At 45.2% G+C, this 20,381-nt stretch carries 18 protein-coding genes; 9 read left to right on the top strand and 9 right to left on the bottom strand.

The genetic code is table 11. The features are described 5' to 3' along the window. Genes ICE89_RS05360 through ICE89_RS05340 form a run of 5 tightly spaced genes read right to left on the bottom strand, consistent with a single transcriptional unit; the run spans position 1 to position 6,240 of the window. A complete protein-coding gene (locus ICE89_RS05360) occupies positions 1–936 on the bottom strand; it encodes a DmsC/YnfH family molybdoenzyme membrane anchor subunit (RefSeq protein WP_216263532.1) in 936 nt (311 codons plus the stop codon). Next, on the bottom strand, positions 936–1,595 hold the full coding sequence (locus ICE89_RS05355; protein ID WP_216263533.1) for a 4Fe-4S dicluster domain-containing protein: 660 nt from the start codon (positions 1,593–1,595) through the stop codon (positions 936–938). The genes ICE89_RS05360 and ICE89_RS05355 overlap by 1 nt, the downstream gene beginning before the upstream one ends. Beyond that, positions 1,592–4,480, bottom strand: a complete 2,889-nt coding sequence (locus tag ICE89_RS05350) for a molybdopterin oxidoreductase family protein (protein ID WP_216263534.1) — start codon at positions 4,478–4,480, stop codon at positions 1,592–1,594. Before ICE89_RS05350 ends, ICE89_RS05355 begins: the two co-directional genes overlap by 4 nt. 11 nt (positions 4,481–4,491) lie before the next feature. Next, positions 4,492–5,400 carry a bifunctional enoyl-CoA hydratase/phosphate acetyltransferase gene (locus tag ICE89_RS05345; protein WP_216263535.1) on the bottom strand — a complete coding sequence of 303 codons (909 nt, stop codon included), beginning with the start codon at positions 5,398–5,400 and terminating at the stop codon, positions 4,492–4,494. Between the two features lie 39 nt (positions 5,401–5,439). Further along, positions 5,440–6,240, bottom strand: a complete 801-nt coding sequence (locus ICE89_RS05340) for an IclR family transcriptional regulator (RefSeq protein ID WP_216263536.1) — start codon at positions 6,238–6,240, stop codon at positions 5,440–5,442. A gap of 190 nt (positions 6,241–6,430) precedes the next feature. Here ICE89_RS05340 and ICE89_RS05335 point away from each other — a divergent pair, with 190 nt between their 5' ends. The 3 genes from ICE89_RS05335 to ICE89_RS05325 are packed head-to-tail and all read left to right on the top strand — an operon-like array spanning position 6,431 to position 10,420. Further along, positions 6,431–7,417, top strand: coding sequence for a tripartite tricarboxylate transporter substrate binding protein (locus ICE89_RS05335; protein WP_216263537.1), 987 nt, complete (start codon positions 6,431–6,433; stop codon positions 7,415–7,417). A 50-nt stretch (positions 7,418–7,467) separates the two neighbouring features. Continuing rightward, the gene (locus ICE89_RS05330) at positions 7,468–8,877 is read left to right on the top strand and encodes an aldehyde dehydrogenase family protein (protein WP_216265140.1); all 1,410 of its coding nucleotides are present in this window, start codon (positions 7,468–7,470) and stop codon (positions 8,875–8,877) included. A gap of 7 nt (positions 8,878–8,884) precedes the next feature. Continuing rightward, a complete protein-coding gene (locus ICE89_RS05325) occupies positions 8,885–10,420 on the top strand; it encodes an AMP-binding protein (RefSeq protein WP_216265139.1) in 1,536 nt (511 codons plus the stop codon). Here ICE89_RS05325 and ICE89_RS05320 read toward each other — a convergent pair. From ICE89_RS05320 to ICE89_RS05305, 4 genes are read right to left on the bottom strand one after another with little or no spacing between them, the layout of a single operon-like run. After that, the gene (locus tag ICE89_RS05320; protein WP_216263540.1) at positions 10,417–11,187 is read right to left on the bottom strand and encodes a sulfite exporter TauE/SafE family protein; all 771 of its coding nucleotides are present in this window, start codon (positions 11,185–11,187) and stop codon (positions 10,417–10,419) included. The two genes, ICE89_RS05325 and ICE89_RS05320, sit on opposite strands and share 4 nt — an antisense overlap. A 41-nt stretch (positions 11,188–11,228) precedes the next feature. Beyond that, entirely contained in the window at positions 11,229–12,830 is a 1,602-nt protein-coding gene (locus ICE89_RS05315; protein WP_216265138.1) for a GMC family oxidoreductase, read from the bottom strand. A gap of 5 nt (positions 12,831–12,835) precedes the next feature. Continuing rightward, positions 12,836–13,666: a 3-keto-5-aminohexanoate cleavage protein gene (locus ICE89_RS05310; RefSeq protein ID WP_216265137.1), complete on the bottom strand. Its 831-nt coding sequence runs from the start codon at positions 13,664–13,666 to the stop codon at positions 12,836–12,838. 15 nt (positions 13,667–13,681) lie between these two features. Then, complete coding sequence (locus tag ICE89_RS05305) at positions 13,682–14,494, bottom strand: IclR family transcriptional regulator (protein ID WP_216263543.1); 813 nt, start codon at positions 14,492–14,494, stop codon at positions 13,682–13,684. Positions 14,495–14,607: 113 nt separating this feature from the next. On the opposite strand from ICE89_RS05305, the gene accB reads away from it, so the two are divergent. Genes accB through ICE89_RS05275 form a run of 6 tightly spaced genes read left to right on the top strand, consistent with a single transcriptional unit; the run spans position 14,608 to position 20,318 of the window. Further along, positions 14,608–15,171 (top strand): acetyl-CoA carboxylase biotin carboxyl carrier protein, encoded by a 564-nt coding sequence (gene accB, locus ICE89_RS05300; RefSeq protein ID WP_216265136.1) that lies wholly within the window; start codon positions 14,608–14,610, stop codon positions 15,169–15,171. Further along, on the top strand, positions 15,171–16,628 hold the full coding sequence (locus ICE89_RS05295; protein ID WP_216263545.1) for a pyruvate carboxylase subunit B: 1,458 nt from the start codon (positions 15,171–15,173) through the stop codon (positions 16,626–16,628). The genes accB and ICE89_RS05295 overlap by 1 nt, the downstream gene beginning before the upstream one ends. Before the next feature lie 60 nt (positions 16,629–16,688). Further along, a complete protein-coding gene (locus tag ICE89_RS05290; RefSeq protein WP_216265135.1) occupies positions 16,689–17,972 on the top strand; it encodes an ABC transporter substrate-binding protein in 1,284 nt (427 codons plus the stop codon). Between the two features lie 6 nt (positions 17,973–17,978). Further along, the gene (locus ICE89_RS05285) at positions 17,979–18,752 is read left to right on the top strand and encodes an ABC transporter permease (protein ID WP_216265134.1); all 774 of its coding nucleotides are present in this window, start codon (positions 17,979–17,981) and stop codon (positions 18,750–18,752) included. Between the two features lie 40 nt (positions 18,753–18,792). After that, positions 18,793–19,569 carry an ABC transporter ATP-binding protein gene (locus tag ICE89_RS05280; protein ID WP_215291633.1) on the top strand — a complete coding sequence of 259 codons (777 nt, stop codon included), beginning with the start codon at positions 18,793–18,795 and terminating at the stop codon, positions 19,567–19,569. Continuing rightward, positions 19,566–20,318, top strand: coding sequence for a sulfite exporter TauE/SafE family protein (locus tag ICE89_RS05275; RefSeq protein WP_216265133.1), 753 nt, complete (start codon positions 19,566–19,568; stop codon positions 20,316–20,318). The genes ICE89_RS05280 and ICE89_RS05275 overlap by 4 nt, the downstream gene beginning before the upstream one ends. Positions 20,319–20,381: the final 63 nt, after the last annotated feature.

Below are 20,381 nucleotides of genomic sequence, written 5' to 3'. Positions count from 1 at the left end.
TTAAGAGACTCTTTGGTAATACAAGTTCTGTGGATGATTTGCTTCTGCAAAGAACATCCATCTTTCAGCAAGCAAGCCTAGGTAATTGATCAGTAATGCCAAGGCAATTATCAAAGTGCTTGGAATGGTAATGGTATATGCCATCAATATCATTGGTATTACATAGGCGCACAGCAAGATAATTTTACGAAGATTGGCAATGACGCGATCTGTTTGGTGATGAAAGAATTCGCGGGTATTAAAACTTCCGCCCATTAAACCCATTGAGGTTTGACGAATATTGCTACCTTTGATGCCGGTTGCTGTAGAGAGATTAGACTTCGGTTTTAGGTCCTGATTGCGCTTCCAAATCCAAAGCTTTAGATTAAAAGACAGGAATAGTAGCAAGAGGGCAAGCATTGATAGTGGCGCATCAATGATCTGTGTTGCGGAGTCGCCCCATAAAGCAATCAGCAACTCCAACAAAATCAATCCCGATCCCAATCCAAGGAGGATGAAGTTAGCGATGGTAGATGGATGCGACCATTCTTGTATAAAGCGTATGCATTGATAGATCTTGGCGGTGCAGATCCAAAGAGCCAGTGTGCAGATGAGAAGGTCTATCCAAAGCCATTTTGGGACTTCGCCATTTGTTGCACAAAAGTAAATCACGAGAGTCACTGCCATGAGTGCTGGCAAGGCAATCACTTCTCTGGATAGCCAGGAGGTTCTCCACATCATGGCAGCACGCCATGCTCGCTCAGGGTGACCCAGGTGAAAAAACGACGCTATCAAGCCTAGGCTAAGGAGAGCAAAGGCAATAGGCAGAGCAAGGTTAGTCAGAAAGGCAATAGGAATTGCTTGGCTATATAAATACGATAGGGCAATGAAAAATAACAGACCCTGTGCCATTCCAGCTAGGGTGGTAAAGAAAATGATTGAAAATTGTGGGCGCATTATTTGTCATTCCTTGCCGCATCAATAGTTTCCATAATGGAGCGCGGTAAATAGTGATTGGCAGGCTGGGTTTCCCATTCAGGCATGAGTGCATAACCTGAGCGTTCCTCTATCGCTTTGCTAGCAGCAGACTCTGGATCATGAACATCTCCAAAGATACGTGCGCTAGTAGGGCAGGCTAGAACACAGGCGGGTTTTTTCTCGGACTCTGGCAAAGTCTCACTATAGATGCGATCCACACAGAGTGTGCACTTGGTCATCACTTGACGTTCTTGATCCAGCTCTCGAGCGCCATAAGGACATGCCCAAGAGCAATAGCTGCAACCAATGCACTTGTCATAATCGACCAGCACAATCCCATCCTCTTTGCGCTTATAGCTCGCACCGGTAGGGCAAACAGGAACGCAGGGCGGCTCTTCGCAATGCAAGCATGATTTAGGAAAGTGAACTGTTTGGGTGTTCGGGAAGGTTCCCGCCTCAAAAGTTTGTACTCGGTTAAAAAAAGTGCCGCTCGGATTGGCGCCATAGGCATTTAGATCGGTGAGGGGGCCTGCTGATCCAGAGGTGTTCCACTCTTTACATGAAGTCACACAAGCGTGACATCCCACGCAAACATTAAGATCAATAACGAGAGCGAGTTGTTTATTTTTTTTGCTCATTTAGTCTCCCCCGATTTTTTGAGGGCCATTCCAGGAACTTCAAATGCCTTTACTTGTGGCCAGGTTTCTTTGGGTTCATTTTCATCTGCAGGCGCCAATCGCACTCTGACGTCATACCATCCTGCTTGACCAGTAATTGGATCAGAATTGCTAACAGTGAAGCCTCCCAACGGAAGCTCTTCTGAGATGAGGTGATTTAATAAAAAGCCTTTTTTAGATTCATCTGCATCACTAGTCAAACTCCAGGCTGACTCTGCTTTACCAATAGCATTCCAGGTCCATACTGTTCCAGGATCAACAGCTTCTGAGTGTCTTGCCATACACCTGACCTTGCCCCACTGGGATTCAATCCACATCCAGGCGCCATCTGCAATGCCGCTTTTAAGTGCAGTAGCAGTATTGACGTATAGATAGTTATGGCTATGAATTTGTCGTAGCCACGCATTTTGTGAATCCCATGAGTGGTACATCGCCATCGGGCGCTGGGTAATTGCATTGAGGGTAAATTTAGTAAGATCTGTAGCTTCATCCTCAAGTGGTGGGTACCAGAAAGGCAGTGGATCAAAATATTTGAAGATTCGTGCTTTCAGATGCTCTGGCGGTTGGGCGCCAGGACGTTTGCCAGTTGCCGCCAAGCGAAAGCGTTGCAATATGTCTGAGTAGATTGCGATCATGATCGGATCATTTTTCTGACGTAGAGCATTGTCTTTGGAGAAATCTAAATACCCTTTGTTCCAGTTGCGCATGTACTGATGCTCAGGAGGCGTGTGATATTGATGAACGCAATTATTCTCGGCATATTTTTGCCACTGATTAGGATTCGGTTCACCGCGCAATGATTTATCACCATCTTTTCCGCGCCAACCGCTTAAGAAGCCAATGCCTGAATCTGGTGTGGTTTGGAAGCGAGTAATAAAGTCGGGATAATCCTTAAACTTACGATCCCCTTCCGGCGTAGTGAATGCAGGGAACTTTAAGCGGGATGCCAGCTCAATCAATACTTCCTGGAATGGCTTACATTCCCCTAATGGCTCCAGAACAGGGATGCGAACAGAGTCGACTGGACCATCAAATTCAGAAATAGGTCTGTCGAGCATACTCATGACATCATGACGCTCTAGATAAGTAGTGTCTGGGAGCACTAAGTCAGCAAAGTCGACCATCTCCGACTGGAATGCATCACAAACTACCAAGAATGGAATCTTAAATTCGCCATCATCATTTTTAGCATTGAGATGTTCGCGAACTTCCATCGTATTCATGGTGGAGTTCCAAGACATATTGGCCATGAAGATCATGAGCGTATCAATGGAGTAGGGGTCGCCTTTCACTGCATTAGTGATTACGTTGTGCATCAATCCATGAGCTGCTAAAGGATGCTCCCATGAATAAGCCTTATCAATGCGCAATGGCTTGCCATCAGAATCTAATGCCAGATCTTCTGGTTGTGTTGGCCATCCAAGAGGAGGTTTGGCCAAAGGCGTATTAGGTTTAATGTCATTCTCGGAAGACGGTGGCTTTGCATTTGGTGGAACTTGACGTGGGTAAGGCGCTTTATGTCTAAAGCCGCCTGGGCGATCAATGGTTCCCAGTAAAGACATTAGTACTGCTAAGCCACGCGTGGTTTGGAATCCATTGGAGTGTGCTGAGAGTCCACGCATTGCATGGAAAGCAACTGGTCTGCCAGTGACAGACTCATGCTTTTCACCCCAAGAATCTGTCCACTGAATGGGTAACTCAAATTCTTGACCAAAGGCGGTATCGGCCATCTCCAGAGCAAGCTTGCGAATCCGTTCTGCTGTAATGCTAGTAATGGCTGCAGCCCACTCTGGTGTAGTTTCACTTACTTGTCGCTTAAGAAGCTCAAATGAAGGGACTACTTTTTTTCCTTGGTGTGGTCCTGGCCCCATGACATATTCACCTAATAGAGCAGGTGATGTGCCTTGTGCAAAACAAGGTTTCGCACTTTGGGATTTTTCATCCCAAATGTATTTGTTATGAGGTAAATCTAAGTTAATTGGATCAGAGTCAGGATCATATAAAAACAAACCTTCCTCTGGACCTGAGTCCATGCATACCAATTGAGCAGAATTACTAAAGCGCTTTAAGAAAGGAGCGTCATATTTCTCAAGACGAATCAGTTCATGCATCAAAGCCATGAAGAGTGCCCCATCTGTACCGGGTTTAATTGGAATCCATTCATCTGCAATCGCAGAGTAACCAGTTCTTACTGGGTTGATTGAGATAAAGCGACCGCCAGCTCGTTTAAATTTCGATAAAGCGATCTTCATCGGGTTGCTATGGTGATCTTCCGCTGTGCCAATCATGACAAACAACTTCGCTTGATCTAGATCCGGACCGCCAAACTCCCAAAAGCTTCCACCAATCGTATAGATCATGCCCGCAGCCATGTTGACCGAGCAGAAACCGCCATGAGCTGCATAGTTAGGTGTACCAAACTGTCTTGCAAATAAACCTGTGAGAGCTTGCATCTGGTCGCGGCCAGTAAAGAGGGCGAATTTCTTTGGATCAGTAGCACGAATTTTAGCAAGACGCTCAGTCAGGATTTCAAATGCTTTTTCCCAACTGATGGGTTCAAACTCGCCATTGCCTCTTTCACTACCCGCTTTTCGCAACAGTGGTTGCGTAATGCGTGCAGGAGAATTTTGTTTCATGATTCCTGAGGAGCCTTTGGCGCAAATGACGCCTTGATTCAATGGGTGCTCAGGATTGCCATCGATATACACCAATTTACCGTCACGTAAATGCGCCCGGATACCACAACGACAGGCACACATGTAGCAGGTGGTCTTTTTTATCTCAGTTGCTGGCGCTTGTTTATTGACGGGGTCATGCACTGGGTCACTAGAAAATATTTTGAACATAGCCTTCTCAACTATTGAGGATTTTTAGCAAGAAGAATAGCCATCGCTGTAGAGGCCACTCTAGAAAAAACAGAATCAGATCTGGATGTTAGGGTGATGGGAACTTGAGCACCTAAAATGGTTCCGGCGCATTCGGCGCCAGCCATATAAACAAAGGACTTGTAGAGAATATTGCCGACCTGTAAATCTGGCATCAACAAGAGATCTGGATCCCCGGCAACCTTGGAATAAATGCCCTTGGTTCTTGCTGACTGAGCTGAAATCGCGTTATCAAATCCAAAGGGGCCTTCAATGATGGTGTCTGGAAAAATAGGATGAGCAATATGCTCATCGACAATTTCTTTCGCATCCGTAGTTGATGACATTGCTGGGTTGATGACTTCGGTGGCAGCAATAATGGCTACTTTGACATTGCTGATGCTTAATCTTTTTAAGGCATCTAAGCTGTTGGCAAGAATTTCTCTTTTGAGTTGAGCGTTAGGCGCAATATTTACCACTGCGTCTGTGACGCCCAGTAGCTTGTGATAACGCGCAAGTTCAAATAAGAAAAGATGGCTGACGCGTTTATCGGTGCGCAGTCCATCGCGACTCACAATCGGGCCCATCAGATCTTCGGTATGTAAAGACCCCTTCATCAAAACTGCCAACTTCCCTTCTTTAACCATCTCAACAGCCTTCTTGGTTGCTAAGATGGGATCTTTGGGTGTATCGACAATTTGTATACCATCTAAAGGGAGTCGTTCAATGGCAGCCAGCTCTTCAATATCTTTTTTGGGGCCTATTAGGATAGGTGTGCACAACTGACGTTTGATGAGATCAAAAACAGTTTCCAATGCTGGCGCGCTCAGTGGGTAGACCACTCCAAGAGGTAAATCACTCTTAGCCTCATCAATCATTTTTTCTAAGAGCGGGTATTTCATGATTAGATATTCCCCAAGATTTCCGTGATGCAGTGCTGATTAGGAAAGAGTTTGAGAGATGCGCTCAGACGCTTCTTTTAACTTAGGAATATGCTCCATCGCTTGATTTAATGGGAGTCTTGCGGTTGCCGCATGGACAGCAATAGCTGCCACTACCTCGCCGATCGAATCTCTTACCGGCACAGCTACGCAAGAGACCCCTAATACATACTCTTCATTATCTACCGCATAACCAGTACTAACAATTCGCTCCATTTCAGATTCCAATAAGTGACGATCTGTAATGGTTCTATGAGTAAATTGCTCAAGCGGAAGATTTTCTAAAATCTTAGTACGTTCCTCTACAGGCTTGTAGGCGAGTAGTAATTTTCCGCTGGCGCTGCAATGTGGGGGCAGTACTGTTCCGGGTGGGAGGTGCAGACGTAAAGCCCAATTCGCCTCAACACGATCCAAATAAAAAAGTTCGCCACGCCTTAAGACTGCCAGGTTGCAAGTCTCACCAAGATCAGCTACTAAGCCACGAAGAATAGTGTGGCGTATGGCTGAGACAGTGTCGTGCGTTAGTGTCGACATTGCTAAATGTGAAAGGCGTTCACCAGGAGCGTAGGTACGTCCCCCAGGCTCTCGTGCTACCAAGCCTGCCTCTTCGAAAATAGCTAATGTTCTATGCAGGGATGCTTTTGGCATGCCAGTAATTTGCATAAGCTGAGCTAAGGTGGCGGGCTGTTGCAATCCGGCCAAGGCCTCCAAAATCACCACACCCTTCAGCATGGAAGAGTTTTCGCCAGAATTATCCTTTTTGGCGATATCTAGCTGTTCGATAGGGTCTAATTCAAGCATAAGTGTTAAATCTCATGAAATGTGTCGTTTTGTTCATTCTAATAGAACAAGGTTGTAATTTCTAGGGAAAATGTTAGTATTTTTACTTATACGAAACAACTTGTTCCGTTGAATAAGATCATTTATGCTTCAAGAGATGGCAAATAAGGGCTAAGATAGGCCCAATAGCAGTTTTAACAGGAGATTGGGTATGCGTAGAAGCAATCTATTAGGCGCTTTTCTGTCGATGGTCCTAGCCTTAACGGGCTCGCTTGGTTTGGTACAGTTTGCTCAAGCACAAGCTTGGCCAAGCAAACCTATTAAATTTATCGTTCCTTACCCACCGGGTGGGGGTACTGATGTTATTGCCCGCATCATGCAAGAGCCCTTAAGTCAGGCCCTTGGCCAGCAAATCATCATTGATAATCGCGGCGGCGCTGGCGGCTCAATCGGAACCGACATTGCTGCAAAATCTGCGGCGGATGGTTATACCGTTTTGTTCACCCTCTCTTCGCATACTATTAACCCTGCCATTTATCCAAAGTTGGCATTTGATACTGAAAAAGACTTTTTGCCAGTATCTTTGGTGGCCTCGCTTCCACAAATATTGGTAGCCAATCCTGATTTCCCAGTGAAGTCAGTTAAGGATGTGATTCAAATGGCGAAGGCTAAACCTGATGCAGTTTCTTATGCTTCAGTGGGCAATGGCTCTCCTGGTCATTTGGCAGGTGCAATGATGGCAGGCTCTGCTGGTGTAAACATGATGCACATACCTTATCGTGGTGGTGGCCCAGCAATTACCGATGTGATTGCTGGACAAGTTCCTTTGTTGTGGGTTTCTATTCCAGCTGCTGCTAACTACGTTAAGACCGGAAAGCTTAGGGCTCTAGCGGTATCCACCGTGAAGCGTTCACCAATGTTCCCGGATGTTCCAACCATGGTTGAGCTTGGTTTTAAAGACTACGAAGTTGATTCTTGGTATGCCATGTTTGTGCCTGCAGGTACACCAAGTGCCATTGTTGAGACTCTCAATAAGGCCACTATCAAAGTATTGTCTGAGCCAGCTATAAAAGAAAAATTATTAGGACAAGGTGCTGAAGCGGTGGGTAGTACTCCTGCGCAATTGGGTGCAATTGTGAAAGCAGAATTGGTTAAGTGGAAAAAAGTAACGAAGGATGCCAGCATCAAGGCTGAATAAGTTTTAGTAAATCTGAAGAATCAAATTCATTAGCAAAGATAAAAAGATAAATGATGACGCCAGTAGAAACTATTGTTGAGCGCGGACGTGCAGCTCAAAAAATATATGAGCAGTACACCCAGGCACAGGTTAATTTAGTGGTCGAGGCTGTAGCTTGGTCAATATTGGAGCCAAAGCGTAATCAAGAGTTAGCAGAACTGGCCGTCACAGATACTGGTCTTGGGGATGTGGCTGATAAATTTAAGAAGAACTTTAGAAAAACCTTAGGTTTAGTGCGCGACTTAAGTTACGCCAAAACAGTGGGGATTATTTCGGAGGATTTAAAAACGGGACTTACAGAATATGCTCGCCCAGTCGGTGTAGTGGGAGCTATCACGCCCTCAACTAACCCTGGCGCAACCCCAATTAACAAAATTTTGAATGCCTTGAAATGCCGTAATGCAGTCATTATTGCGCCCTCTCCAAAAGGGCAGTCAACCTGTGCGCGTCTGTTGGAGTTTGTTCATCACCAGCTAGATCAAGTGAAAGCACCTCGCGATTTAGTGCAGATGTTGCCATCGCCAATCACTAAAGACTCTACGAATGAGTTAATGCGTTTGGTTGATCTGGTAGTTGCTACAGGCTCTCAATCTAATATTCGTGCTGCATATACTTGCGGTACACCTGCTTTTGGGGTCGGCGCAGGCAATGTGCTGGTGATCATTGATGAGTATGCGGATCTTGCTAGCGCGGCTAACAAAATACTGCAGTCCAAAACATTCGACAACGCTACAAGTTGCTCAAGTGAAAATGGGGCGATCATTTGTGCTCAGATTTACGATCAGGCTATTGGTGCTCTTGAGGCAGCAGGTGGCTTGATGTTGGATGCGACTGATAAGAAACGTCTAGAAGATGTCATGTTCCAAAATGGCAAGTTGACCTCAACACTTACTGCTCAAAGCCCAGCCATTATTGCAGAGCGCGCTCAATTACAGAATCCAAAAGCAAAATCAGCCAAATTTTTTATGGTTGAGGAGCAGGGTTATGGGCCGGATGCGCCATTTTCTGGTGAAAAACTCAGTCCGGTGTTAACGGTTTGGAAGGCTGCCGACTTTGAGGCAGCTAAACAATTAATTGCTAATGTATATGCATACCAAGGTGCTGGACATTCTGTTGGCTTGCATACTGCGCAAAGCGGTGACATACAGGAAGCAAGGGCTGCAGCGCTAGCGCAGCAATTGCCAGTAGCTAGAATCATTGTGAATCAGGCCCATGCGATTGCAACGGGCGGTAGCTTTGAAAATGGCCTACCTTTTTCTTTATCCATGGGTTGCGGTACCTGGGGGAAGAATAATTTCTCTGAGAATATGAATTATCGCCACTATATGAACATCACGAGAGTGGTTAGGCCAATCCCTGAGCATGTGCCCAAGGTAGAGGATTTGTTGAAAGAATATTTCAGCCGCTTTCCACAGATCTAGTTTAAAGATGACCGTAGCTTGCAAGAGTTTGGGTGAGGTACTACTGCACTGGGAGGCGGTACAGCCAGATAAATCATTTCTATTTGCGCCTGAGATTGGGGCTGCTCTAAGTTATGGGCAACTTGCAATAGAAGCGCGCCACTTTTCAACTTGGTTAGAGCAACAAGACATTAGTGAGCAGGGTCACGTTGGCTTGTTTATGCAAAACGGGCGTCAGACCAGCACGGTATTTCTGGCAACCATGTCTTGTGGTCGCGTGATTACCCCTTTAAATCTATTGGCCCCCACGGATCAACTGGCTTGGGTCTTGGATCATAGTGATATTGAAGTGTTGTTTTACTCGCCTGACAAGAAGCAAAGTCTATTTTTGGCCATTGAAAAAACCAAAAGAAAGTTCCTGTTAGTGGAGCTTGACCCAGATGCTGCCGCAGGACCATTCATGCAATGCGCTTCTGGAACATTACCTGCGGTTAAGTCTTCACGATCTGCACTCTTAATGTATACCTCAGGTACGACAGGCACACCTAAGGGCGTCTTGTTAACTCACGCCAATTTATTGCATGCCGCTCGATCTATGGTCGCATGGCATTCATTGACGCAGGCGGATGTTGTGTTGAGCTCTTTGCCGATTTATCATATTAATGGCCAGGTAATTTCTACTATCACTCCGTTTGTATCTGGTGGATCTGTTGTGGCTCCACATTCATTCTCTGTAAAGAATTGGTGGAGCTTGGCCATTCAATACCACTGCACATGGATCAATATGGTCCCAACCATCATTGCGTATTTAATTAATGCAGCCAAGAGTGGTGGTGCATTACCGAGTCGCGAGGAGTTGAAATCGATTCGATTTGGTCGATCTGCTTCTGCTCCCTTACCCCCTGAGCATCATCGTGAATTCGAGGCGCTGTTTGGAATTACCGTCATTGAAGGCATGGGCATGACAGAGTCAGCCTCCATGGTTTTTTGTAATCCCCATGATGAAAGCCGACGCTATGGCAGCCCAGGCCAACCTTGCGGGGTAGAGGCAAAGGTCATTGATCCAGAAGGCAATCCGCTGGGAAACAATGCCGTCGGTGAAATTTGCTTACGTGGCGGTAATGTACTCAATGCCTATTACAAAGCAGAAACAGAAACTGCGAAGGCTTTTGATAGTGAAGGATGGCTTAAGACTGGCGACCTTGGAATGCGTGATGATGATGGTTTTTATTTCATCACCGGCCGCCTGAAGGAGCTCATTATTAAAGGCGGAGAAAATATTGCCCCCCGCGAAATCGATGAGGCTGTCCTAAAGCATCCTGCAGTATTGGATGCAGCAGCAGTGGGTATTCCTGATAGTAATTATGGCCAAGAGATTATGGTGTGCATTGTTCTCAAACTAGGCACTACTTGTTCCGAAGAAGAAATGCGCGAATTTTGCCTAAAAGAATTAGGTAAATTCAGAACGCCAAAGATTATTCTCTTTATGGAAGATCTACCGCGGGGGCCATCTGGCAAGGTTCAGCGCTTAAAGCTGATCGATGTTATTCCTAAAGCAGTTTAGTTAAGCGAGCGGGCAATTACCCAGATCCCTAGACTTACGAGGTAGCACCCTAGTAAGCGCTGCCTTAAACCATCCTTCATTTTGACTAATTTTCCTGATGCGAGAGTCTGTGTCAATGCGGCACTTATCCCCAGAATGAGTATCAAAATTAATATTGTGCTGTCGATGCTATCTGCCCCATGAATTCCTACCCAGGCTGAACTGAGGGTAGTGAGGCTCACAATGGAAGTGGCTGATACAAATAGAATCGAAATATCAACGCAAATTGCAATCGGCAATCCAACCCACATTGTTAGGAGCGGCATCAAAAGGGTTGCGCCGCCGAGACCAAACAATGCTGATGATATGCCTGAAATGGCCCCTACAGTAATGAGTTTGTAAGTGCTGGGCTTAACAGGAACGGCAGCTGATTTGCTCGATGGATTTTTGCCAAAGAGAGTCCATAGTCCAATTAAAACAATCGTCCCAGAAAACCCTAGGCGCAGCGCTTGATCAGCCAATTGAGTGGCTGCTAGGCTGGCTAGCAATATGAATGGAAGCGCGCTGAGTATTAATAACCTTGCAATGCTACGTTCATTTTTATCGCCAATTAAAACTTTAATAGCGCGCGGTAGGGATCCTATAACAATAGTGCATAAGCTACCAATCACTATCAGTTGAAAAGGCGGATGAGCAGAATTGGGCACTGCTAAAAAAGCAGCGTCTAATGCCGGAACAATAAATGCACCGCCACCGATACCAAAAAGGGCCATTAGCAAGCCTGTCATCACCCCAATTAATGAAAAGATAAAGAAATGCATTAGGGAGATTAAATCTTTCCTAGAATAAGGTCCGAGGCTCTTTCAGCGAGCATTACTGCGGGCCAATTGGTATTGCCTGAGGGAAGTGTTGGCATTGCAGAGCAATCAACCACTCTCAAGCCTTGTACACCTTTAACTCTTAAAGAGGAATCAAGTACTGCCATTGGATCGCTATCCGGACCCATTTGACATGTGCCAGTAGGATGGAAAATCGTTGCACCATTGTTGCGGCAAAACTCTAAGATTTCTTTATCCGATTGTGGGTTATTAGGCTTGACCTCTCTGACCACAAGGGATCTCAGTGGTTCAGTCCGCGCAATTTTTCTGGCGTACTTGACTGCCGCAATGCTGATATCGCGGTCGTAAGGTGTCGACATATAGTTGGCTAACATTTTTGGCGGCACAAGTGGGTCCGAAGATTGAATGCGGACGTGACCTCGAGATTCTGGTCGTAATTGACATACTGACATGGTGAATCCAGAAAATGGATGCACCTTGCCTCCAGCCATTTCAGCAGAAAGTGTTGCCAAATGAAATTGAATATCAGGCGTTTTAGAGTCTTTCATGACTCGTGTAAAGAGGCCGCCTTGATTGATGCCAATAGACAGTGGACCACCACGGAAAAGCAGCCAATCCAATCCCATTTTTAATTGCCCAAACCAAGATGAGAGTTGGTCGTTGGTGGAGATGGGTTGGTTTAGTTCATAAATGAGGCGGTGCTGCAGATGGTCTTGTAAGTTTTCTCCGACCCCTGGCAAATCTTGTACAACAGGGATATTAAATTCTTGTAGTAGTTGAGCTGGGCCCACTCCGGATAGCTGCAGGAGCTGTGGACTGAGAATGGCACCAGCGCTAAGAATAACCTCTTTGTTTGCATGGACGACACTCTTAACGCCGTTGCGAATGAGCTCAACCCCAACGACTTTTTTATTTTCAAAAATAACTTTGCAAACCTGGCTATCTGTCAGGATCTTTAAGTTACTGCGTTTCTTAGCGGGCTTTAAGTAAGCAACGGCAGTGCTACAACGAAAGCCTTTGTGGGTTGTGAGTTGATAGTAACCAACGCCTTCTTGCGTTAAGTTATTAAAGTCATCTGTCTCTGGCACTCCTAAAGCATTAGCCGTCTTTTTGAATGCCTCAACCAAAGGATGCTTCTTTGGAATAGAGGAAGCTTTTAATGGTCCAGTTTTTGAATGTAATGGCTCGCCCAAGCGATCATTACCTTCTGCTTTTTTAAAGTAGGGTAGTACGTCATCCCAACCCCAACCTGGATTACCGAGATCACGCCAAGTGTCGTAATCTTCTTTCTGGCCGCGAATAAAAATTAAGCCATTGATTGAGCTAGAGCCACCTAATGTCTTTCCTCTGGGCCAATAAATTTGTCGATTGTTCACGCCGGTATCAGGCTCGGTCTGAAATTTCCAATTGAGTTTTGGGTCCCACATCGTTTTTGCGTAACCAATTGGTAGATGAATCCAAGGAGAGCGGTCCTTAGGCCCCGCCTCAATAAGGCAAACGGAATTCTTGGGATCCTCCGAGAGGCGGTTGGCTAAAACGCAGCCGGATGAGCCGCCGCCGACAACAATGTAATCGAACGATGTGTTTGACATGTTGATTAGTGCTTTCTTAATCCTAAGATTTCGCGAGCTTGTGCTGGCGTTGCAACTGTTCGGTTATATCTAGGGGCTATTTCAGCTAAGCGCGTAACAAGCTCTGCATTATCTTTTGCTGCACGAGTTTTATCAAAGCGAGTATTGTCCTCCAACCCGGTTCTAACGTGGCCACCTAATTCAAGTGTCCATTCATTTACCGTGAGCTGATGACGTGCAATACCTGCTGCAGTCCAAGTGGCATCGGGCATCACGGCTTTTAATTCTGAAATGAGAAATTCTAGAATCGAACGTCTCGCTGGCATTGCATTTGGGATGCCCATCACAAATTGCACGTGAGCCGGCGCCTTTAGGAGTCCGCGTTCAATCAGATTTGCCGCGTTGTAGAGCATGGCCAGATCGAAAATCTCAATTTCTGGCTTGATCTCATATTTAAGCATCTCACTTGCAAGTCCATCTACAAATTCTGGGGGATTCTCATAGATTCCGGTGGGGAAGTTGACTGATCCGGTTGCTAGGGAAGCCATATCAGGTCGGTGAAATAGCATACCGCCACGTGCCGCTTGATCACGACCTCTACCACCGGTAGAGAATTGAACAATCATTCCTGGACAATATTTCTGTATACCTTCTTGTACCTTTGCATATAAATCAGGATCAGAGCTTGGGGTTTCATCAGGATTGCGCACATGAATGTGTGCAAGAGAAGCGCCTGCTTCAAAAGCCTTTTGAGTTTCTTCAATCTGCTCGCTAGTGGTTACTGGCAAACCTGGGCAATCCTTTTTTCTAGGAATCGCTCCGGTCATTGCTACTGTGATGATTACTGGTGTGCTCATATAAATTCCAAGAAATTAATTGCTAGTTTCAGATAGGCTGCTTTGGATATCTTGCGCAGCGCGTTTTAAAGGGTTGATATAAAAATCAATGGATTTTTCTTGCATGCGCGGCGCGGGACCATGAGCCGTAATCGTCGCAAAGGTTTTCTGTTTAGAGTTAATTACTGGTACAGCGATACCAATGAAACCCTCCAGGAAGGCCGATTCATCAAGGGCGTAGCCATTTTGACGAATATTTTCCAGCTCAGAAAATAATTTATCGTAAGTAGTAATGGTTCTGGGCGTATAAGTTTCAAAAGGCTCATTCCCAAGTGAGCGCTGAACCTGCAATTCAGTCATGCCTGAGAGAAATAATTTTCCACTAGCAGTGCAGTGAAGCGGAACGCGCATACCTAGATCTACGTGAAGTCTAATAGGCGCGCTTGTTTCAACACGATCTAGATACATCACCTTGTTGCCATCCAAAATATTGAAGTTACAAGTTTCACCAATTTCTTCTACAAGACGTTTCATTACTGCTACGCGTTGTGACCGGATCGAGTCCACCGAGAGAATATTGATTCCTAAAATTCTGAGTTTTGCACTGGGTTGAAAACGCCTGCCATTGGGATCGCGCTCAATAAATCCTTGTGTAACTAATGTGTTGAGTAATCTAAATACAGTGGGCTTAGCTAAGTCAGTGCCAGTCGATATGGTCTCAAGGGTAAGCGGAAATTCTGATTGCGCAATTGTCTCCAGAATGAGCAGCACCTTTTCCGCCATGCTGGATTTGGCGGATTCTTCCAATATTTCGGCTGGAGGAGTGATGCGGGAGAGTTTTTGCGGCATTTATTAAGGATTTTTTGAGGATTTTTGCATTTTTAAGTGTTTACCCTTAAAGCATTTCATCTGATGATACTTTAAATTTCATTAGAGAAAATATTAACTAAAAATACGAGACAGTGCAAACAAAAAAGAAAGTCGCCTCCAAAGCGAAAGCAAACCCAAAGACTTCTAAAAAAGTTCCAGCAACAAAAGCTGCAACCAAGGTGAAGACCCCTCCTGAATTCACAATGAAGCAGGTAAAGGAAATTGTTGCCCTCATCAAGGACGCGGGTACGTTTACGACCTTTGGTTATAAGACTGAAGAATTTGAGATTGAGATTTCCGTGGGGACTCCAAATGTTTCCGCTCCGGTCGCTTACGCTGCCTCCCCAGTTGCTGTGTTAGCTCCAAGCCCTATTGCTGCTCCGGCACCTAATGCGGCACTGACTATTTCATCTTCAGAGCGCATGATTGTGAGTCCAATGATCGGTACTTTTTATCGTCGGCCAAGCCCAAGCTCTCCGCCATTTGTTGAGGTGGGTGATAGCGTTACGCCTACTACGGACCTATGCATTGTCGAGGTAATGAAATTACTCAACACGATTCCTGCAGAGTGCGCTGGTAAGGTGTCTAGGATTCTAGTGGAGGATGGCGCAACGATCGAAGTTGGGCAGCCTCTGATGGTGATTGAGCTTGCGTGATGACTAAGAAGACGCCATTCGAAATGATTGATGTCACTTTGCGCGATGCGCATCAGTGCCTTTGGTCTACCCGTATGACTACTCCCCATATGTATCCAGCCTTGGCTGATATAGATCAGGCTGGCTATGGCTACATCAATATATTGGGCGGAGCTGTATTCGATGTGATGGTGCGATTCTTGCGTGAAGACCCATGGAAGCGTATGGAGTTTTTGAGTAAGCAACTCAGCACGCCAACAGATGCATTAACACGTGGCCAAAGTATTTATACGTTTGAGTTATTCCCGGATGACGTAGTTGAGTTGAATGTGGAGTTATTAGCCCAGTCTGGCGTGAGAGTGCTTACTGTTTACGATGCGCTGAACGATAACCGCAATATTGAATCCTCTGTTAAGGCAGGTAAAAAATATGGCATGTTGATCAATGCCATGTTGACTTATGCCTTAAGCCCTGTGCATGATGATGCTTACTTTATTGCTCGCACACGTGAGTTGGTAAAGCTAGGTGTCGATTTTATTTCGGTAAAAGACCCAACAGGCTTACTTACTCCCGATCGGGCTGCAACACTTTTCCCTGCGGTAGTCTCTGCAGCCACTGGTATCCCGATTAAATTACATTCTCATTGCCAATCTGGTTTGGCTCCATTGGTATACGAAGAGGCTATCAAGGCTGGATTTGCTTATGGATATGTCGCAACTGACTGTTTAGCGAATGGTGCTTCCTTGCCTTCAGTGCTAGATGTATATGCTAGCGCACAGAAACTAGGTCGTGCACCAAAGATGAATCGCGCTGCTTTGCAAAAAGTGAATGAATACTTCGATTGGATTTGTGCGCGTGACAATTTTGCTCGCGGAGAGAAGGCCAGTTACGATCCAGCTTTATATGAACATCAAATCCCTGGCGGGATGATTTCTAATCTACGTGCTCAGTTGGCCACAATGGGCATTTCTCATAGAGAATCTGAGATTCTTGAAGAGACGGCCAGAGTTCGCGAAGACTTGGGTTATCCCATTCTGGTCAGCCCATTTGCCCAATATATCGTGACGCAAGCTGTTCTAAATGTGATGCAGGGTGAACGTTATAAAACGATTCCTGATGAGGTTAAGTTATATCTCAAGGGTCACTACGGAAGATTGGCTGGCACTCCCAGTGCTGAGGTAATGAATCGTGCCAACGTAGATTACGACGCCTCTCGTAGGCCTGGGGAGTTGATTGAGCCTGCGTTATCTGGATTAAGAAAAAAATGGGGGCGCTCAGTAAGTAAGGAGCAGTTGAGTTTGCATGCTTTTTATCCTGAAAATCTTGCATTAGGATTAAGAGATGGTGCTCAGGAAGCTTTGAAGCAGGGGCCTGCTTTACAGCCCTTTACCGAGTTGGTGAAGTATTTAGTTATGAAAAAAGAATATAGAAAAATTAGAACCAAGTTGGGCGGTATAGAGTTAAGCTTCAGCAGTTAGTTTTTTTGACCTTTGCTTGTTGTATTCGGTACAAGAAATTTCATTCTTAAGGAGATCGTAATGAAACAATTTAGCGCATTACGCCGTATCTTTTCAGTACTTGCTGTCGCCATGTTATCGGGCGCTCCAATGTTATCGATGGCTCAGAACGCCACCAAATTCAATGACTATGGATGGCCGGAGGGTGCTGATGAGAAGGTATCCGCCAAGTCTGTAGCCTGGCTCAAAGAAAAGGGTTGGTGGCCATTGCAGATTGCATTTCAGCCACCATGGTCAGGTCAAAATACGATTAACTTAGTAATGGATAAAAAAGGTCTATTGGCCAAGCGGGGTATTGAATCGAAATTGCAGGCGTTCCCTTCTGGGCCGGCTATTAACGAGGTCATCATCTCTGGTCGTTTCCAGTTTGGCAACGGCGGCAATTTCCCGTTCACTTCATTAATTGATAAAAATATTCCTGTTAAAACCATTGCAGTGATCAACACGAATTTGATGCATGCAGTTTTGGTGCCATTGGATTCCAAAATTAAATCCTTTAAGGACTTTAAGGGCTCGAATCCCCCAGCAACTATTGGTATCGTGACTGGCTCTTCAGCTGAGTTTTATATTCAAGCCGCAGCCAAGGCTAATGGTATTGAGATTGGAAAAGACATCATCCTAAAGAATATGCCTCCGGGTGAGCAAATGGCGATGCCTAAAGGAATTGATGCGGTAGTACCTTGGGATCCAACCCCAACCATCATGTCGAAGGAGCGCAAGAACGCCAGAATTATTAGCGATAGCTATCCCTACAATATTTATGAGGGAACTTTCTATGTGCGCCAAGAGGTGATTGATAATGCGCCCGACGTGGTTCAGGCCTTTACCGATGCCATTGCTGAAGCAACGCTTTGGATTAGAAAGAATCCGGATGCCGCTGTAGATGTTATGCAAGAAGATCCGAATCTCAAGAATTACTCAAAAGAAATCTTACGTCAGCAAATTTCTGCCTACAACCTCTTGTACAAGCCCAATTACATTTACCCAATTCCAGTGTTCTGGGGTCGTGCAAATGAGCCGATTTATACCTGGCTTTATGAAAACAAGCGCATTCAGAATAAGCTAACGGGTATTGATTTCGCCCGTGCTGTGGATACCCGATTTATGGATAAGACTTTTGAAAAATTAGGTTGGGCAACTATTACAAGACCACCATTCTTGCCGGCTAACTGGTCTGCACCAATGGATAAAACGCCTTACCCAACTTATATGAATCCATTGAATACTACAAAACCTCAGGCTTTCCCAGAAAAGGGCGATCTCACAAGAGATTGGTCTTTTGACGGCAAGGTTTATAAAAAATAAAGCGTTATGCCAATAATTCATTTTTTGAAGCAATTTCGTCGCCTAGCTTTATTGGTTCTATTGCTTGCTGCCTGGGAATATGCCAGTCGGTTTATTCTGGATAAAACAGAAGCCACCTTGTTGCCTCCTCCTTCGGGGGTGGCGCAAGGCGGATTTGAATTAATGAAATCTGGAGAAATCTGGAAACATTTGTTCGATAGTTTGTCTAGAGAGTTTGTAGCATTTTGTTATGCCTCTGTCGCTATCCCTTTGGGGATAGTGATGGGATGTTTTAAGTGGGTAAATGAGCAGGTAGATCCCATCGTAGAAATCTTGCGACCTATTCCGCCAATTGCTTGGATTCCATTAAGTATTTTGTGGTTTGGAGTTGGTAACACTCAAAACCAATTCATTATTTTCTTGGGAATCTTCTTCCCAATCCTAATTAATACAATCGATGCAGTAAAAAATGTAGAGCCGAATCTCATTCGAGCTGCGCGTTGCCTAGGTGCGGGTTCTTGGAGTGTGATTACTCGCGTTATTTTGCGCGCTGCACTGCCTCAGATAGTGACTGGCATTCGCATTGGTCTGGGAGTGGGTTGGATGGCTTTAGTGGCAGCTGAATTGGTTGGTGCTAATTCTGGTCTTGGCTTCCTTATTAACGACGCCCGTACTGTTTTGCGCACAGATTATATTTTGGTTGGCATGTTAGCTATCGGAGTTATTGGTTTATGTTTGGATAGGCTGATTCGATATACCGCGCAGAAACTCATGCCTTGGTCGAGAGCGCTGAATGCGTAAACAGTATTGTTAATCATTAAACATGTAAATAGATAATCTAATGCCAGCACTTAAAGTAGAACACGTACGAAAAATTTATCCGTCAATGCACGCCAAGGGCCAAGAGGTATTGGCTATTGACGATATTTCATTAGAGGTTCGCAAGAATGAGTTTTGCTCAATCTTAGGGCACAGCGGCTGCGGCAAGACTACTTTGCTCAATTTGATTGCTGGCTTTGAGGTTCCAACGGCTGGCCATATCGAGTGTGCTGGTAAGGTAGTCAAGGGTCCTGGCGCAGATCGCTCCATGGTATTTCAGGATTACGCACTCTTTCCTTGGTTGACTGTATTTGACAATATTGCTTTCGGTTTAAAAATTAAAGGCATTAATGCTGCAGAAATTAAACAAATCGTTACTCGCTTTGCTGCGCTAGTTGGCTTAAGTCAATTTATCAACCATTACCCACATCAACTTTCTGGCGGTATGCGTCAACGCGTATCGATTGCAAGAGCGCTAGTTGTGGATCCGACGGTGCTCTTAATGGATGAGCCTTTTGCAGCCTTAGATGCGCAAAATCGCGCGATGATGCAGGCTGAAATGATTCGAATTCTGAATGAAGAAAGCAAAACAGTCGTATTGGTAACCCATAGCATTGAGGAAGCCATCAATCTTTCCGATGTCATTGTTGTGATGACGCGTCGTCCTGGCAGAGTGAAGGAGATTATTCGCGTCCCTGAGCCGCGAAGAATGGTTGAAGATACTCCTGCTTATTTAGAAATCCGTCGTCAGATTCGTGACCTCATTGCTGGCGAACATGATGTCAGTGAGGCCGTTTGATTCTTGAAAGCTTGCCCTCGATCGGCTTATTGCTAGTCGCAGCAGTTTTTGGCGGATTCATCAGAAGGTTAAGTGGTTTTGGAGGGGCGCTCATCATGACGCCTCTTCTAATGTGGGTGTTCCCAATCCCCTTTTTGATTCCAATTGTGATGTGCTCTGAAGTGTTTGGAGGCGTATTACTTTCCCGGCAATGGAAGGTCCATCAAACAGATCGCCCTCGACTTTGGCTGATGTTGGTTTTTTCTGCAGCGTCTTTACCCATAGGCATTTGGTTGGGAAGATTTATTCCATTGGTAACGCTGAAGACAGCGACAAGTTTGGTTGTTTTGTTTTTTGCTGCTTACTTATTATTTAAGCCCCATGTACGAGTAACTAGCTCTAATGCTTTGGACGGACTGGCAGGCGGCTTGTCAGGCTTGTTGTTGGGAGCCTGTGGAATTGGTGGGCCTCCAGCAGCTTTGTATCTCAACTCAACCAATCAAGCATTCGATAGAACGCGGTCTTTGTTATCCCATTTCGTTTCTGGGATCTCTATATTTGCAATCGTTGCTGCAAGCTTCATGGGTGGTGGATTAGGCTGGATTACCTATCTTGTATTCGCTATTCCAGCATATTGGCTTGGTCTAAGGCTGGCTCAGTGGGTTTTGGGGGTTCATGCTGTTTCAGACAATGCCTTAAAGAGGCTCTGTTTATGGCTTCTCATTGCCAATGCAGGCTTTAATTTGCTCTTTCTACTTATATTTAAATAGATATAAGCAAATGAAATATATATTCTTCTCAGATATAAAAAAACACCCTATTCTGTAAGCTCA

It is taken from the genome of Polynucleobacter sp. AP-Kaivos-20-H2 (assembly GCF_018882215.1).
GTDB lineage: Bacteria > Pseudomonadota > Gammaproteobacteria > Burkholderiales > Burkholderiaceae > Polynucleobacter.
This window is presented reverse-complemented; position numbering and strand designations above follow the sequence as displayed.

Coding starts and splice junctions, on each gene's coding strand:
- ICE89_RS05290 (WP_216265135.1), top strand. CDS start 16,689: ATGAAACAATTTAGCGCATTACGCCGTATCTTTTCAGTACTTGCTGTC.
- ICE89_RS05305 (WP_216263543.1), bottom strand. CDS start 14,494: ATGCCGCAAAAACTCTCCCGCATCACTCCTCCAGCCGAAATATTGGAA.
- ICE89_RS05330 (WP_216265140.1), top strand. CDS start 7,468: ATGATGACGCCAGTAGAAACTATTGTTGAGCGCGGACGTGCAGCTCAA.
- ICE89_RS05345 (WP_216263535.1), bottom strand. CDS start 5,400: ATGAAATACCCGCTCTTAGAAAAAATGATTGATGAGGCTAAGAGTGAT.
- ICE89_RS05315 (WP_216265138.1), bottom strand. CDS start 12,830: ATGTCAAACACATCGTTCGATTACATTGTTGTCGGCGGCGGCTCATCC.
- ICE89_RS05335 (WP_216263537.1), top strand. CDS start 6,431: ATGCGTAGAAGCAATCTATTAGGCGCTTTTCTGTCGATGGTCCTAGCC.
- ICE89_RS05285 (WP_216265134.1), top strand. CDS start 17,979: ATGCCAATAATTCATTTTTTGAAGCAATTTCGTCGCCTAGCTTTATTG.
- ICE89_RS05355 (WP_216263533.1), bottom strand. CDS start 1,595: ATGAGCAAAAAAAATAAACAACTCGCTCTCGTTATTGATCTTAATGTT.
- ICE89_RS05295 (WP_216263545.1), top strand. CDS start 15,171: ATGACTAAGAAGACGCCATTCGAAATGATTGATGTCACTTTGCGCGAT.
- ICE89_RS05360 (WP_216263532.1), bottom strand. CDS start 936: ATGCGCCCACAATTTTCAATCATTTTCTTTACCACCCTAGCTGGAATG.
- ICE89_RS05320 (WP_216263540.1), bottom strand. CDS start 11,187: ATGACAGGCTTGCTAATGGCCCTTTTTGGTATCGGTGGCGGTGCATTT.
- ICE89_RS05310 (WP_216265137.1), bottom strand. CDS start 13,666: ATGAGCACACCAGTAATCATCACAGTAGCAATGACCGGAGCGATTCCT.
- ICE89_RS05325 (WP_216265139.1), top strand. CDS start 8,885: ATGACCGTAGCTTGCAAGAGTTTGGGTGAGGTACTACTGCACTGGGAG.
- ICE89_RS05350 (WP_216263534.1), bottom strand. CDS start 4,480: ATGTTCAAAATATTTTCTAGTGACCCAGTGCATGACCCCGTCAATAAA.
- ICE89_RS05280 (WP_215291633.1), top strand. CDS start 18,793: ATGCCAGCACTTAAAGTAGAACACGTACGAAAAATTTATCCGTCAATG.
- ICE89_RS05340 (WP_216263536.1), bottom strand. CDS start 6,240: ATGCTTGAATTAGACCCTATCGAACAGCTAGATATCGCCAAAAAGGAT.